At 64.6% G+C, this 14,648-nt stretch carries 12 protein-coding genes; 7 read left to right on the top strand and 5 right to left on the bottom strand.

The window, feature by feature from the left end:
- Positions 1-257: 257 nt before the first annotated feature.
- The 6 genes from X730_RS156040 (at position 258) to X730_RS156015 (ending at position 9,010) form a co-directional block, all read left to right on the top strand.
- Positions 258-1,586 carry a CmpA/NrtA family ABC transporter substrate-binding protein gene (locus X730_RS156040; RefSeq protein WP_031196724.1) on the top strand — a complete coding sequence of 443 codons (1,329 nt, stop codon included), beginning with the start codon at positions 258-260 and terminating at the stop codon, positions 1,584-1,586.
- A 94-nt stretch (positions 1,587-1,680) separates the two neighbouring features.
- Positions 1,681-2,571: a nitrate ABC transporter permease gene (ntrB, locus tag X730_RS156035; protein WP_023682697.1), complete on the top strand. Its 891-nt coding sequence runs from the start codon at positions 1,681-1,683 to the stop codon at positions 2,569-2,571.
- A 10-nt stretch (positions 2,572-2,581) separates the two neighbouring features.
- On the top strand, positions 2,582-3,379 hold the full coding sequence (locus X730_RS156030) for an ABC transporter ATP-binding protein (protein ID WP_023818582.1): 798 nt from the start codon (positions 2,582-2,584) through the stop codon (positions 3,377-3,379).
- 4 nt (positions 3,380-3,383) lie between these two features.
- Positions 3,384-5,834, top strand: a complete 2,451-nt coding sequence (gene nirB / locus X730_RS156025; protein ID WP_023825945.1) for a nitrite reductase large subunit NirB — start codon at positions 3,384-3,386, stop codon at positions 5,832-5,834.
- Between the two features lie 5 nt (positions 5,835-5,839).
- Complete coding sequence (nirD, locus tag X730_RS156020) at positions 5,840-6,169, top strand: nitrite reductase small subunit NirD (protein ID WP_023825946.1); 330 nt, start codon at positions 5,840-5,842, stop codon at positions 6,167-6,169.
- 3 nt (positions 6,170-6,172) lie between these two features.
- Positions 6,173-9,010: a nitrate reductase gene (locus tag X730_RS156015; protein WP_023825947.1), complete on the top strand. Its 2,838-nt coding sequence runs from the start codon at positions 6,173-6,175 to the stop codon at positions 9,008-9,010.
- Between the two features lie 67 nt (positions 9,011-9,077).
- Here the strand turns inward: X730_RS156015 and X730_RS156010 are convergent, their stop codons facing one another.
- From X730_RS156010 to X730_RS155990, 5 genes are read right to left on the bottom strand one after another with little or no spacing between them, the layout of a single operon-like run.
- On the bottom strand, positions 9,078-10,373 hold the full coding sequence (locus X730_RS156010; RefSeq protein WP_023710024.1) for an FAD-binding oxidoreductase: 1,296 nt from the start codon (positions 10,371-10,373) through the stop codon (positions 9,078-9,080).
- On the bottom strand, positions 10,370-11,353 hold the full coding sequence (locus X730_RS156005) for a branched-chain amino acid ABC transporter permease (protein ID WP_023825948.1): 984 nt from the start codon (positions 11,351-11,353) through the stop codon (positions 10,370-10,372). Before X730_RS156005 ends, X730_RS156010 begins: the two co-directional genes overlap by 4 nt.
- On the bottom strand, positions 11,350-12,258 hold the full coding sequence (locus X730_RS156000) for a branched-chain amino acid ABC transporter permease (protein ID WP_023745643.1): 909 nt from the start codon (positions 12,256-12,258) through the stop codon (positions 11,350-11,352). The genes X730_RS156005 and X730_RS156000 overlap by 4 nt, the downstream gene beginning before the upstream one ends.
- Complete coding sequence (locus X730_RS155995; protein WP_023692249.1) at positions 12,255-13,004, bottom strand: ABC transporter ATP-binding protein; 750 nt, start codon at positions 13,002-13,004, stop codon at positions 12,255-12,257. Before X730_RS155995 ends, X730_RS156000 begins: the two co-directional genes overlap by 4 nt.
- Positions 13,001-13,801 (bottom strand): ABC transporter ATP-binding protein, encoded by an 801-nt coding sequence (locus X730_RS155990; RefSeq protein WP_023692248.1) that lies wholly within the window; start codon positions 13,799-13,801, stop codon positions 13,001-13,003. Before X730_RS155990 ends, X730_RS155995 begins: the two co-directional genes overlap by 4 nt.
- Positions 13,802-13,925: 124 nt before the next feature.
- Here X730_RS155990 and X730_RS155985 point away from each other — a divergent pair, with 124 nt between their 5' ends.
- A complete protein-coding gene (locus X730_RS155985; RefSeq protein WP_023686960.1) occupies positions 13,926-14,648 on the top strand; it encodes a GntR family transcriptional regulator in 723 nt (240 codons plus the stop codon).

Genomic DNA, 14,648 nt, shown 5'->3' on the forward strand with positions numbered 1-14,648 from the left:
CTCGCGTGCCGGCATCTGGCGCGTAATGTTGATTTCATTTAGGTTTTTCGTTTCACCCAAAACTGGCACGGTTCCTGCTTTGAATTAGTCAGGCCCTTCGCGGGTCACGGAACAGGCGTCCAATGGCGGGCGCCACAGGCAAAGCTGCCGCTCAGGACAACGACGCGATCCCGGATGTACGGACGCGCGAGGCCTGGACGGCGGCTTTTTTGTTTTGGGCCACTCGACGAAGCCCTCGCGTTCAACCGGAGATCACGATGAAAGAAAAAATAGGGAAATGGATCGGGACGGGAACATCGCTCAAGGATGTGACGCGCCGCGATTTTCTTGTCAGCAGCGCCATGACGGCCGGCCTGTTCGTGGCGGCCCGCAAGCTCTTCCCCTCGGGCGCCTATGCCGCCACGACCGCTCCGGAGGTCACCGGCGCCAAGCTCGGCTTCATCGCGCTGACCGACGCGGCGCCGCTGATGATCGCCAAGGAGAAGGGGCTGTTCGCCAAGTTCGGCATGCCCGACGTCGAGGTGCTCAAGCAGGCCTCCTGGGGCGCGACGCGCGACAATCTGATGCTCGGCGGCGAAGCCAACGGCATCGACGGCGCTCACATCCTGACGCCGCTGCCCTATCTCATGCACATCGGCAAGGTGACGCAGAACAACCAGCCGATGCCGATGGCTATCGTGGCGCGGCTCAACTACGACTGCCAGGGCATTTCGGTTGCGCAGGAATACGCCGGCACCGGTGTCGGCCTCGACGCCTCCAAGCTGAAGGACGCCTTCGCCGCCAAGAAGGCGGCCGGCAAGGAAATCAAGGCCGCCATGACGTTCCCGGGCGGGACCCATGATTTGTGGCTCCGTTACTGGCTGGCCGCCGGCGGCATCGATCCCGACAAGGACGTCTCGACCATTGTCGTGCCGCCGCCGCAGATGGTCGCCAACATGAAAGTCGGCAACATGGACGTGTTCTGCGTTGGCGAACCGTGGAACGAACAGCTCGTCCACCAGGGCGTTGGTTTCACCGCCGCCACCACCGGCGAACTGTGGAAGGGTCATCCCGAAAAGGCGCTCGGCCTCCGCGCCGAATTCATCGACAAATACCCGAACGCCACCAAGGCGATCGTGATGGCCGTCATGGAGGCCCAGCAATGGTGTGAGGCCACGGAGAACAAGGACGAGATGGCCGCCATCATCGGCAAGCGGCAATGGATGAACGTGCCTGTCGCCGACATTATCGGCCGCCTCAAGGGCGACATCAACTACGGCAATGGCCGCGTGGCCACCGGCACTGACCTCTACATGAAATTCTGGAAGGGTGGCGTCTCCTATCCCTACAAGAGCCACGACAGCTGGTTCCTCGCCGAAAACATCCGTTGGGGAAAATTCGCGCCGACCACCGACATCAAGACGCTGGTCGATCAGGTCAATCGCGAGGATATCTGGCGCGAGGCGGCGAAGGATCTCGGCGTTGCCGCAGCCGATATTCCGGCCTCGTCGTCGCGTGGCGTCGAGACATTCTTCGACGGCAAGATTTTCGACCCGGCCAACCCGTCGGCCTATCTCGACAGCCTGAAGATCAAGGCATCGGCTTGACCGGCGCAAACGGCGCGTTGCGCCGTTTGTCGCCCCCAGCGCAACGGCGCTTCGCCGCTTGTCGCCCGCATCGACCCCGGAGTTATACTCAGACATGTCCATCCAAGCCATTGAGGAAACCACGGTGAAGGCGTTCCCCGCGAAGCCTGCCGCGGTCATCGCTTTCACCGCCAAAGCGCGGCGCCGCTTCGACCCGATCGCGATCGCCGGCAGGCTGGCCACCGCCCTGGTGCCGCCGGTCATCGTTATCGCCTTCATGCTGGTCGTGTGGCAGATCGCCTGCTCGTCGCCGACCGCCAGCCTGCCGCCGCCCAGCCAGGTGTGGAACGAGGCCTATGACCTGATCGCGCATCCGTTCTTCAACAACGGCCCGCAGGATATCGGCCTTGCGTGGCGGGTGCTGATCTCTCTGCAGCGCGTCGCCATCGGCTTCGGCCTGGCGGCGATCGTCGGCGTCGCGCTCGGCGCCCTGGTCGGCCAGTCGATCTGGGCCATGCGTGGCCTCGATCCAGTGTTCCAGATACTGCGCACCGTGCCGCCGCTGGCCTGGTTGCCGCTGTCGCTGGCTGCTTTCCGCGATTCCAGCCCGTCGGCGCTGTTCGTTATCTTCATCACCTCGATCTGGCCGATCATCATCAACACCGCCGTCGGCGTGCGAAACATTCCGGAAGACTACCGCAACGTCTCGCGCATCCTGCGGCTCAACCAGTTCGAATTTTTCGTCAAGATCATGGTTCCGGCAGCTGCACCTTACATCTTCACCGGCCTCAGAATCGGCATCGGCCTGTCCTGGCTCGCCATCGTCGCCGCCGAAATGCTGACCGGCGGCGTCGGCATCGGCTTCTTCATCTGGGACGCCTGGAACTCGTCGCGGCTGCCCGACATCATCGTCGCGCTCGCCTATATCGGCGTCACCGGCTTCTGCCTCGACCGCCTGGTCGCTGCGGTCGGCGCTTTCGTCACCCGCGGCACAACGGCAAAGTGAGGAGAGGGCGATGACGGCCTATCTGAAGCTCGACCATATCGACAAATCCTTTGCCCGCGGCAGTCAGGTCAGCGAGGTGCTCAAGGACATCAGGCTGACCATCGACAAGGGCGAATTCGTCTCCATCATCGGCCATTCCGGCTGTGGCAAGTCGACCTTGCTCAATCTGATCGCCGGGCTGACCAAGGTTTCCGCCGGCGCCGTGCTGCTTGAAAACAAGGAGGTCGACAGCCCCGGACCCGAGCGCGCCGTGGTGTTCCAGAACCACAGCCTGCTGCCATGGCTCACCGTCTACGAAAACATCAGCCTGGCGGTGTCGAAAGTCTTTGGCCGTTCCAAGAGCAGGACCGAGCGACATGACTGGATCATGCGCAATCTCGATCTCGTGCAGATGGCCCATGCCAAGGACAAGCGGCCGGCCGAAATATCGGGCGGCATGAAGCAGCGCGTCGGCATTGCCCGGGCGCTTGCCATGGAGCCGAAGATCCTTTTGCTCGACGAGCCGTTCGGGGCACTCGACGCGCTGACGCGCGCCCATCTGCAGGATGCGGTTATGGACATCCATTCCCGGCTCGGCTCGACGACGATCATGATCACCCACGATGTCGACGAGGCGGTGCTGTTGTCCGACCGCATCGTCATGATGACCAACGGTCCAGCGGCGACCATCGGCGAGGTGCTTGCGGTGCCGCTGGCGCGGCCGCGTCGCCGCGTCGAACTCTCTTCCGACCGCACCTTTTTGCGCTGCCGCGAAGCGGTGCTGAAGTTCCTCTATGAACGTCACCGCTTCGTCGAAGCCGCGGAGTAACGCCATGACCGAAAAACTCGTCATCATCGGCAACGGCATGGCCCCCGGGCGCATGCTGGAGCATCTGCTCGAACAGGCGCCGGGCCGCTACACCGTGACCATCTTCAACGCCGAGCCGCGGGTGAACTACGACCGCATCATGCTGTCGCCGGTTCTCTCCGGCGAAAAGGCCTATGAGGAAATCATCATCCACGGCGACGGCTGGTACATCGCCAACAACATCACCCTCTACAAGGGTCACAAGATCGTCGCCATCGACCGGGCGGCCAAGACCGTCACCTCCGACCACGGCGTCACCGAGCCTTACGACAAGCTCGTCATCGCCACCGGATCGGTGCCTTTCATCATTCCGGTGCCCGGTCACGATCTGCCGGGCGTGCTGACCTATCGCGACCTCGACGATGTTCAGGCCATGATGCTTGCCGCCCAGTCGCGCGCCAAGGCCGTGGTCATCGGCGGCGGCCTGCTCGGGCTGGAGGCGGCAGCAGGTTTGAACGCCCAAGGCATGGACGTCACCGTGCTGCATGTCATGCCGACATTGATGGAGCGTCAGCTCGACCCCGCCGCCGGCTATCTCCTGCAGCGCGCGGTGGAACAGCGCGGCATCAAGGTCATCACCAAGGCCAACACCCAGGCGATCACCGGCAACGGCAAGGTCGGGCAGGTGGAGCTTGCCGACGGCACTATTATCCCGGCAACGCTGGTGGTGATGGCGGTCGGCATCCGGCCGAATGCGGCGCTGGCCAGAGAGGCCGGCATAGCCGTCAATCGTGGTATCGTCGTCGATGCCGGCATGCGCAGCAACGACCCCGACATCTACGCGCTCGGCGAATGCGCCGAGGTCAACGGCCAGGTCTACGGGCTGGTCGCGCCGCTCTACGAGATGGCGCGTGTTGCCGCGAGCCAGTTGGCCGGCAACGAGGCAGCGGCCTTCGTCCACATGGACACGCCGACCAAGCTCAAGGTCACCGGCATCGACCTGTTCTCGCTTGGCGACTTCGCCGAAGGCGAGGACCGCCAGGAGATCGTGCTGCGCGATGCCGCCGCCGGCGTCTACAAGCGCCTTGTGCTCAAGGACGACCGCATCATCGGCACCGTGCTTTATGGCGAGACGGCGGATGGGGCCTGGTTCAACGATCTCAAGAAGAAGCAGACCGACATATCGGAGATGCGCGACACGCTCATCTTCGGCCAGTCCTACCAGGGGGGTGCCCCGCTGGACCCTATGGCGGCCGTTGCAGCCTTGCCGGATGATGCGGAAATCTGCGGCTGCAACGGCGTTTGCAAGGGCAAGATCACCGGCGCGATCACGGCCAAGGGCCTGGCTTCGCTCGACGACGTGCGCGCCCACACCAAGGCATCGGCTTCCTGCGGTTCGTGCACCGGGCTGGTCGAGAAGCTGATGGTGCTGACCATCGGCGACAAATACAACCCGGCCGCCGTGCAACCGATGTGCGGCTGCACAACGCTCGGCCATGACGAGGTGCGCCGGCTGATCATCGCCAAGAGCCTGAAGACCATTCCCGCCGTCATGCAGGAGCTGGAATGGACGACCTCCTGCGGCTGCGCAAAATGTCGGCCGGCGCTCAACTACTACCTCGTCTGCGACTGGCCCGATGACTATGCCGACGACTACCAGTCGCGTTTCATCAATGAGCGCGTCCACGCCAACATCCAGAAGGACGGCACCTATTCGGTGGTGCCGCGCATGTGGGGCGGCGTCACCAACGCCGCCGAACTGCGCGCCATCGCCGACGTCGTCGACAAGTTCGAGATACCGATGGTCAAGGTCACCGGCGGCCAGCGCATCGACATGCTGGGCATCCGCAAGGAGGATCTGCCGGCGGTGTGGGCCGATCTCGGCCGGGCCGGCTTCGTCTCAGGCCATGCTTACGCCAAGGGCCTGCGCACGGTGAAGACCTGTGTCGGCTCCGACTGGTGCCGCTTCGGCACGCAGGATTCGACCGGCCTCGGCATTCGCATCGAGAAATTCATGTGGGGCTCGTGGACCCCGGCCAAGGTCAAAATGGCGGTGTCGGGCTGTCCGCGCAACTGCGCCGAGGCGACCTGCAAGGATGTCGGCGTGATCTGTGTCGACAGTGGCTACGAGATCCATTTCGCCGGCGCCGCCGGCCTCGACATCAAGGGCACCGAAGTGCTTGGCCTGGTCAAGACCGAGGACGAGGCGCTGGAGCATGTCGTGGCGCTGACGCAGATGTATCGCGAGCAGGGCCGCTATCTCGAGCGCATCTACAAATGGGCCAAGCGCATCGGCATCCCCGAGATCAAGCGCCAGATCATGGACGACGGTGCCAAGCGCAAGGCCTATTACGAACGCTTCGTCTTCAGCCAGAAATTCGCCCAGGTCGACCCGTGGTCGGAACGCGTCGCCGGCAAGGACAAGCACGAGTTCCGGCCAATGGCTTCTGTCGGGTTTGCGCAGGCTGCGGAGTGATCAAGATGGACTGGATATCGATCGGCTCACTCTCCGACATCCCCCGCCGCGGCGCGCGCTGCGTCGACACACCCGAGGGTAAGATCGCCGTCTTCCGCACGCAGGACGATCAGGTCTATGCCATCGACGACCATTGCCCGCACAAGGGTGGGCCGCTGAGCCAAGGCATCGTCCACGGCACCGCCGTCACCTGCCCCTTGCACAATTGGGTCATTTCGCTGGAGACGGGCAAGGCGCTCGGCGCCGACGAGGGCGCGGTGCGCACCATTCCTGTGCGCATCGAGGGCGAGCACCTGTTCATTGCGCTGAAAGCGCTGGCCAGCCGCGCGGCCTGAAGCATGGAACTTGGCGAAGCGCGCGAGGTGAGGACCACCTGCCCCTATTGCGGGGTGGGTTGCGGCGTGCTGGCGAAAGTCGCCGCGGACGGTGAAGTCAGCGTTCGCGGCGACCCCGACCATCCAGCGAATTTCGGCCGGCTCTGCTCCAAGGGCTCGGCCCTGGCCGAAACCATCGACCTCGACGGCAGGCTGCTCTACCCCGAAATCCACGGTCGCCGTGCCGGCTGGGACGAGGCGCTCGACCGCGTCGCTTCGACCTTTTCGCAAACCATCGCCGAGCACGGTCCTGACTCCGTCGCCTTCTATGTCTCCGGCCAGTTGCTGACCGAAGACTACTATGTCGCCAACAAGCTGATGAAGGGCTTCATCGGCTCGGCCAACATCGACACCAATTCGCGGCTATGCATGGCCTCCTCGGTTGCCGGCCACCGCCGCGCCTTCGGCTCCGACACCGTGCCCGGCACCTACGAGGATCTCGAGCTCGCCGACCTGATCGTGCTGGTCGGCTCCAATCTCGCCTGGTGCCATCCCGTGCTCTTCCAGCGCATCGCGACGGCCCGGGAAAAACGACCGGAGATGAAGGTCGTGCTGGTCGATCCTCGCCGCACCATGACCGCTGATATCGCCGACATGCACCTGGCGATCGCACCGGATGGCGACGTTGCTTTGTTCACCGGACTGCTCGCCTGGCTCGGCCGGCACAACGCGCTCGAGCGCGGCTATGTGACCGCACACACGACCGGCTTCGGCCAAGCTCTCTTCGCCGCATCGGCGCTCGACCTTGCCGGCATTGCCGCCGCCACCGGCCTGAGCGAGGACGAGCTCACCCGCTTCTACAACCTGTTCGCCGCGACTGCGAAAACCGTCACTGTCTACAGCCAGGGAGTGAACCAGTCGTCTTCGGGCACCGACAAGGTCAACGCCATCATCAACTGCCACCTCGCCACCGGCCGCATCGGCAAACCTGGGGCAGGGCCGTTTTCGGTGACCGGCCAGCCCAACGCCATGGGCGGCCGCGAGGTCGGCGGCATGGCCAACATGCTGGCTGCCCATATGGAGATCGATAACCCCGAGCACCGCGACCGCGTGCAGCGTTTCTGGAATGCGCCGGCCGTCGCCCAAAAGCCCGGTCTGAAGGCGGTCGAGATGTTTCAGGCGATCGCCGCCGGCCGCATCAAGGCACTGTGGATCATGGCCACCAACCCGGTCGATTCGATGCCGGATGCCGATGCCGTCGAGGCAGCGATCAAGGCCTGCCCGTTTGTCGTGGTTTCGGATGTGCTGGCGAGCACGGACACCGTGCGTCACGCCCATGTGCGGCTACCCGCCGCCGCCTGGGGCGAGAAGGACGGCACCGTGACCAATTCAGAGCGCCGCATCTCGCGCCAGCGCAGCTTTCTTGCGGTGCCCGGCGAGGCGCGGCCGGATTGGCAGATCATTGCCGAGGTGGGCAAGCGGATGGGGTTTGGCGAGGCGTTTGCGCATGTGACGCCGGCGGAGGTTTTCGCCGAACACGCCGCGCTGTCGGGTTTCGAGAATGACGGCGCGCGGGATTTCGATATCGGCGCTTATGGTGCGATCGATGCCGACGCCTATGAAGAATTGGCTCCGTTCCAATGGCCGGCGCCGAGCCCAGCCACCCCCCTCTGGCCTGCCGGCCATCTCCCCCGCAAGGGGGGAGATCAGCCGTCGCCTCGGCCTTCGCCAATTACCAACGATGCAGAAGATATGCCGGCGTCAAAGCTGCCAATCTCCCCCCTTGCGGGGGAGATGTCCGGCAGGACAGAGGGGGGTGTTCAAGCGGGACTTGACCCTTCCAGCACCCGCTTCTTCGCCAACGGCAATTTCTACAATCCCGACCGCAAGGCGCGCTTCATCGCCATTCGTCCCATCGTCGAGACACGCACCAGCCCGGACTATCCGCTGATCCTCAACACCGGCCGTGTTCGCGACCATTGGCACACGATGACCCGCACTGGCAAAAGCCCACGTCTCTCCCAGCACATGGCCGAGCCCTTCGTCGAGATCCACCCGGCGGATGCCACGCATCACGGCATTGGCGACGCCGACATCGTGCGCGTCTCCAGCCTGCGCGGGGATGTGCTGGTGCGCGCGCTGGTGACGGCACGCCAGCGCCGGGGGAGCGTGTTTGCGCCGATGCACTGGACCGATCAGTTTTCGGCAAAGGGCCGCCTCGACACGCTGACCGCGCCTCTGACCGATCCGGTTTCCGGCCAACCTGCGCTGAAACATGTCGGCGCCCGTATCGAGAAATTCGCCGCGAGAGCCTTCGGCTTCGCTGTGGTGCGCCGCAAGCCGGTGGCGCTCGCAGCAGATTACTGGGCCGTGGCCAAATGCAAGGGCGGCTGGCGGGTGGAGCTTGCCTTTGCCGGCGATGACATCGACTGGGCTGGTTTTGCTGGTTCGCTTTTCGATGTTCCCGTAGCCGACATGCTCGCCTATCACGACCGCGATACCGGCCAGCATCGCATTGCTGCCTTTGACGACCAGCACCTCGCCGGGGCTTTGTTTATCGCGTCGGGACCGGTGGCGGTTTCGCGGGGTTGGGCGGCACAGCAACTCCAGGAGGTTCACACCAGCCAGCGCGAACGCTTCAGGATCGTCGCCGGTCGCGCCGGCGCCGATCGGCCCGATGCGGGCGCGACCGTCTGCTCCTGTTTCAGCGTCGGGGTCAACCAGATCGTGGCGGCAGTGGCGGCCGGGTGCACGACAGTCGAAGCCGTAGGCGGCGCCCTGAAGGCCGGCACAAATTGCGGCTCCTGCCGGTCCGAGATCCGGGCGGTCATCCAGGCCAATCGGGTTCAGGCTGCGGAGTAGGTGCGGCTGGATCTGACGATATCCTCTTGGGCCACCATGGTCATCGATTGCGGAAGGTGGTGGCTGTCTAATCCAGCCGGTCGCGCAGGATGCTCCAGGGGAGCAGCATATTCGGTGCATAGCGCACGAGCTTGTGCAGCGGGATCGGCGCTGGCGGCGCGAAGGGGAGCGGCAGATCGCGGGCGTCCGTTCCGCTCGCCCAGTTGGCCAGCACCTTGCCCATTGCCGTGGTCATGGCGATGCCGCGGCCGTTGCAGGCGAAGCCTGCGATCAGGCCTGGGCCGAGGTCGATGAGACGCGGCAGGAAATCCGGCCCCACCGCCGCCACGCCTGTCCAGCTGTAGGCAAGCGGCGGCAGGTCAGGCAAATCGAGATGCCTGGCGAGCCGTCGCCAGATTGTTTGCGGCACCCGCGTCTCGGCGCCGGCTCCGACGACATGCATGCCGCCGCTGATCAGCCGGTTCTGGCCATCGCAGCGGCACGTGAACAGGTTGCGCCTGGTGTCGCCAACGCCCTGGCCGCCGGGCATCAGGCGCGCGCGTATGGCGCGCGACAGCGGCGCAGTGGCGATCTGGAAGACTTTCAGCGGGATATACGTCCGTGCCAGTGTCGGGTTCAGCTCTCCACCATAGGCGTTGGTGGCGACCAAGACCTTGCCCGCTCGCACAGTGCCGGACGCAGTCTTCAAGGCCCAGCCATCCGGCGTGCGGTCGATGGAAGTGACACGCGTCTGCTCGAAGATGCGTGCGCCAACCTTTTCCGCGGCGTCGGCCAGGCCGCGCGCATACTCGACCGGATTGAGGACGCCGCCCGAGTTGTCCATCCAACCGCCGGCGTAGCCGCCGATACCGGTGAGCGTCGTGACCGCCTTGGCATCGAGCGTTACGGTCGGCCTGCCCCGCGCCGCCCATTGCTCGGCGCGCGATCGCGTCTTTTCCAGCGCGGCGGACGAATGCGCCGGCTGGATCCAACCGTTCTGCACAGCGTCGCATTCGATGCCATGCCGCTTGATCAGGCCGAAGACGAGGTCAGCGCTTCCCGCGGCGAAATCGATCAGCCTCCCGCCGCGCTCGGGTCCGAGTTCGGCGATGATGTCGTCTGGATCCCGCTTGGCGAAGTTCGGAACGACGAAGCCGGCATTCCGGCCGGTCGCACCCCAAGCGATGAATTCGGCTTCGAGGACCGCGACCGAAAGCCCTTTCTCAGAGGCATGCAATGCCGTCGACAGGCCGGAAAAGCCGCCGCCCACAATCGCGAGATCGACGTCGAGTCCGCCTTGCAGCGCGCCCCGGTCGCGGCGGTTGCGGCTGACGGCATGCCAGAGCGAAACGCCATACGCTTGCTGCCGGATCATGGCATTCATGATCCGGCCTCGTTCTCGTTGGCCGCCGCCTTTGTCTGTGTGCCGGGCTTCGGTCGGCGCGGCCGGTCGCCGAACAATCCGTTAGGCCGGATCAGCAGGATGACGCAGAGCATGACGCCGATGGCGACGATCTGCAGTGAGGCCGCGCGTGCTTGCTGCCCGGGCGCAAACAGCACGCTGGTCAGCGTGCCCGACCCCGCCCATATCGCCCAGACCAGGATGCTGCCGGCAACGGCGCCGGCATTGCTGCCCGAGCCGCCGACGATCAGCATCACCCAGACCTGGAAGGTCAGGATCGGCAGATAGTTATCGGGCGCGATGAAGCCGGTGAAATGCGCCTGCAAAGCGCCGGCCAGCGCCATGATAGCGCCGCCGACGGCGAAGGCCTGGACGCGGTAGAAGCGCGCGCTCTTGCCCAGCGAAATCGCCGCTCGCTCGTCCTCGCGCAGCGCCTTGAGCACGCGGCCCCAGGGGCTGCGCGACAGGTGCTCCAGAGCGAGATAGGCGATCAGCGTCACAGCCGAAACGACGGCGAGGTTCGACAGGTTGAACAGCAGCGGCGTTTCGGCAAGGCCGCCGAACGGGCGCGGGATGAAACCGATGCCGAACGGGCCGCCGGTGAGTTTCTGCGCGTTGAGCGCGACCAGCTGCACGACGACGGCGACGCCGAAGGTGGTGATCGCCAGGTAGTCGGATCGCAGACGCAGCGTGGCCATGCCGGTAAGTGCTGCGGCGATACCGCCGACGACCATGGCGCCCGCCCAGCCGACCAGGATCGGCAGACCGAAGCCGCCGAAGCGCGCGGCATCGTCCGGGGTCGTCAGCAGCGCCGATGTATAGGCGCCGATGGCGACGAATCCGGCAAGGCCGACATTGAAAAGGCCAGTCAGCCCCCACTGCAGATTGAGCCCCAGTGTGACCAGCGAAAAGATCAGTGCGGTGGTCAGGAAGAAGGCGCCGTAGCCGAGCAGGTCCATCAGCGTTCCCTCACACCAAACAGGCCGATCGGCCGAACGAACAGCACCGCCATCAGGATGATGAAGGAGATTGCGGCGCGCCATTCGGCGCCGATCAGCTGCACCGCACCGGCTTCGGCAAGACCGATGATCAAGCCGCCGAGCACAGCGCCCGGAATGCTGCCGATGCCGCCGAGGATGGCTGCTGCAAACATCGGCAGCAGCATGTCGAAGCCCATGAACGGGCGGATCTGCACCAGAATGCCGATCATCACGCCGGCCACGCAGGCCAGCGCCCCGCCGATGATCCAGGTGACACGCACAACGGAGGCAACATCGATACCGACGATGCGGGCCAGCGCTGCATTCTGGCTCAGCGCCTGCATGGAGCGGCCGGTCTGCGTGCGTGTCATCAACAGATGCACGCCGAGCACCAGCACGGCGGTCAGCAGCAGAAGCGCGATCTGATCGGGCGTGATGCGGATGCCGAAGCCGACCGGCATGGCGATCTGGATCGCGCGGCTGAAATAGGTCGGCCGTGAGCTGAAGGTGAATTCGAGCAGGCTGCGCAGCGCCATCGAGGCGCCGAAGCTCGCCATCACCACGATGATGGCTTGCCCCTGCGAGCGAAGCCGCGAAAACAGCACCTTGTCGAGCAACAGCGCCAGCAGGGCGGTGAAAGTCATGCCGACAACCAGCGCAACCAGCAGCGGCCAGCCGAAAGACAGCGGTCCAATGGGCGCCACCTTGCCGAACATCGCGCCGATGGCGCTGACGACGGCGAGCGTCGCATAGGTGCCCCAGGCCATGAAGTCGCCATGGGCAAAATTCGAGAAGCGCAGGATCGAATAGGTCAGCGTCACGCCGATGGCGCCAAGTCCGATCATCGAGCCGGTCAGCAACCCATCGACGACAAATTGCAGGCTCATGCCGCGCCTTCCTTGCCGGCGTGAGACGGGCGTTGGCCGAGATAGAGTTCGGCGACGACAGGATCGTTCCACAATTCGGACGCCACACCCTCGTGCCGGTCCTTGCCTTCGACCAGCACATAGGCGCGGTCGCCGATGGCCAGCGCTGCCTTGGCGTTCTGTTCGACCAGCAGGATGGTGACGCCGGACCTGCGGATGCCGGCCAGCATCTCGAACACCATCGATACGAATTTCGGCGACAGGCCGGCCGACGGCTCGTCGAGCAGCAGCACCTTAGGATGGACGATCAGCGCACGTGCGACGGCGAGCATCTGCCGCTGTCCGCCCGACAGATTGCCGGCGGCGGTGCGGCGCTGGCGGACGAGGTCGGGGAAGGCCGCATACATTTCCTCGATGCGGGCAGGGATTTCGCGTCGCTCGAGGATGCCGCAGGCGACCTTCAGATTGTCCTCGACCGACATCAGCGGGAAGATGTTCTCCGTCTGCGGTACGAAGGCCAGGCCGAGCCGAACCATGGTGTGCGCGGGAGCGGCGGTGATGTCCTTGCCGTCCAGAAATACGGTGCCGCCGGTGATCGGGACAAGGCCGGCGATCGCCTTGATGAAGCTCGACTTGCCGGCGCCGTTGGGACCGAGCACGACGACGATCTCGCCCTTGCCGACGGTGATCGAGGCGCCGCGCACGATCGGCACGCCAAGCTCATAGCCGGCTTCGAGGTTGCGCACGTCGAGGACGGTCTCGTTCATGTGGCGCCCCCGAGATAAGCCTCGATGACGCGCGGGTCGCGGGCGACTTCCTCTGCCGTGCCTTCGCTGAGCAACTGGCCGCTCGCCATGACCAGCACGCGGTGGCAGAGCCGCGTCACCATGTCGATATTGTGCTCGATCAGCAGAAAGGTGATGCCGTGCGCGTTGATGTCGCGGATGCGGTCGATGATGATCTCGAGCAGCGTCGCGTTGACGCCGGCGGCCGGTTCGTCGAGCAGGATGATCGCCGGATCGGCCATCATGACGCGGGCGAGTTCGAGCAGCTTGCGCTGGCCGCCGGAAAGCACGCGTGCCGGCTCGTGCGCGAGATGGGTGAGAGTGACCAAATCCAGCAGCTCGAGTGCCTTTGCCCTGGCTGCTCTTTCCTGTGCCGCCACTCGCCACGGCGTGACGAAGTTGGCGAGCAATTTTTCGCCGGCTTGGCCCTGCGCCGCCAGCATGATGTTTTCGATCAGCGTCAGATTGGGCAGGGGGCGCGGGATCTGGAAGGTGCGGCCAAGACCACGGCCGATACGCAGATGAGCGGCTTCGCCGGAGACGCGCGTGCCATTGAGCAGGATATCGCCGCTGGTTGGCAATATGCTGCCCGCCAACAGATCGAACATCGTCGTCTTGCCGGCGCCATTCGGCCCGATCAGGCCGAGGATTTCGCCCGCTTTGACATCAAACGAGACATCGTTGACGGCGACAAGGCCGCCAAAACGCCTGACGACGTTTCGTGCCGTCAGAACTGGCGCACGGGTCTCCTGCCCTTGGCGCTCCGCTGCATCGCTCATCAAACCCTCTGGCCGAAGACGATCGTTGTCGCCTCCTGATTTTTGATTTGTGATCACACTTGCTTTGATCACGCTATTCGGCTTTAATTTCATTCGCAAGCCGAAAACGGGGCAAATGCCGGTAATGCAGAAGGCTGCCATCGAAAAGAACAACGAGACGATCGCAGCCCAGCTTACGCCGGTCGGCCGCGAGACGGTGCAGGATCGCGTCTATTCCGAGTTGCGCCGTGCTCTGATCGGTGGCCTTTTCGAGCCAAACCAGGTGCTGACCATCCGTGGTCTTGCCGATGCGCTGGTCACCTCGACCATGCCGGTACGCGAAGCGCTCGGCCGGCTGATCACGGAAAAGGCGCTGGAGGCGCTGCCCAACCGTTCCGTGCGCGTGCCGCCGATCACGCTGGAGCGCATCGACGACCTCCTGCGTGCCCGCTCCCTCATCGAAGGCGAAGCGATAGCGCTTGCCGCCAGGCGCATGAGCCCGCGCCAGATCGCATCGATCGAAGCCATGCTGGGCGAGTGGGACGAGATGCGGGCCCTGAAGCACAAGAAGGATATCGATCGCGAAGCGACGCTCAACCAGAGCTTCCATTTTGAGATCTACCGCTGCTGCGGCTCGGCTGTGCTGATCCCGATGATCGAAAGCCTCTGGCTTCAATCGGGTCCCTGCATCCGCGTCGCCATCTATGCCTTCTCCGAGGCAGGCGAGGTTGATACCGCCCACTATCATCGTCGAATTGTCGCGGCACTTGCCAAACAGGATGCGCAAGCGGCGCGCGAGGCGCTGGTAGCCGACATCAGCCGCCCCTTCGCCTTCCTGCGCGACAAACTTCAATCGGCGAAGGACTGA

The sequence above is a fragment of the Mesorhizobium sp. L103C131B0 genome (assembly GCF_000502275.1).
Lineage (GTDB): Bacteria > Pseudomonadota > Alphaproteobacteria > Rhizobiales > Rhizobiaceae > Mesorhizobium.

Bases quoted from the DNA above. Each gene is read 5' to 3' on its own strand.
- X730_RS156040 (WP_031196724.1), top strand. From the start codon at position 258: ATGAAAGAAAAAATAGGGAAATGGATCGGGACGGGAACATCGCTCAAG.
- X730_RS156015 (WP_023825947.1), top strand. From the start codon at position 6,173: ATGGAACTTGGCGAAGCGCGCGAGGTGAGGACCACCTGCCCCTATTGC.
- ntrB (WP_023682697.1), top strand. From the start codon at position 1,681: ATGTCCATCCAAGCCATTGAGGAAACCACGGTGAAGGCGTTCCCCGCG.
- X730_RS156030 (WP_023818582.1), top strand. From the start codon at position 2,582: ATGACGGCCTATCTGAAGCTCGACCATATCGACAAATCCTTTGCCCGC.
- nirB (WP_023825945.1), top strand. From the start codon at position 3,384: ATGACCGAAAAACTCGTCATCATCGGCAACGGCATGGCCCCCGGGCGC.
- X730_RS155995 (WP_023692249.1), bottom strand. From the start codon at position 13,004: ATGAACGAGACCGTCCTCGACGTGCGCAACCTCGAAGCCGGCTATGAG.
- X730_RS155985 (WP_023686960.1), top strand. From the start codon at position 13,926: ATGCAGAAGGCTGCCATCGAAAAGAACAACGAGACGATCGCAGCCCAG.
- X730_RS155990 (WP_023692248.1), bottom strand. From the start codon at position 13,801: ATGAGCGATGCAGCGGAGCGCCAAGGGCAGGAGACCCGTGCGCCAGTT.
- X730_RS156010 (WP_023710024.1), bottom strand. From the start codon at position 10,373: ATGAATGCCATGATCCGGCAGCAAGCGTATGGCGTTTCGCTCTGGCAT.
- X730_RS156000 (WP_023745643.1), bottom strand. From the start codon at position 12,258: ATGAGCCTGCAATTTGTCGTCGATGGGTTGCTGACCGGCTCGATGATC.
- nirD (WP_023825946.1), top strand. From the start codon at position 5,840: ATGGACTGGATATCGATCGGCTCACTCTCCGACATCCCCCGCCGCGGC.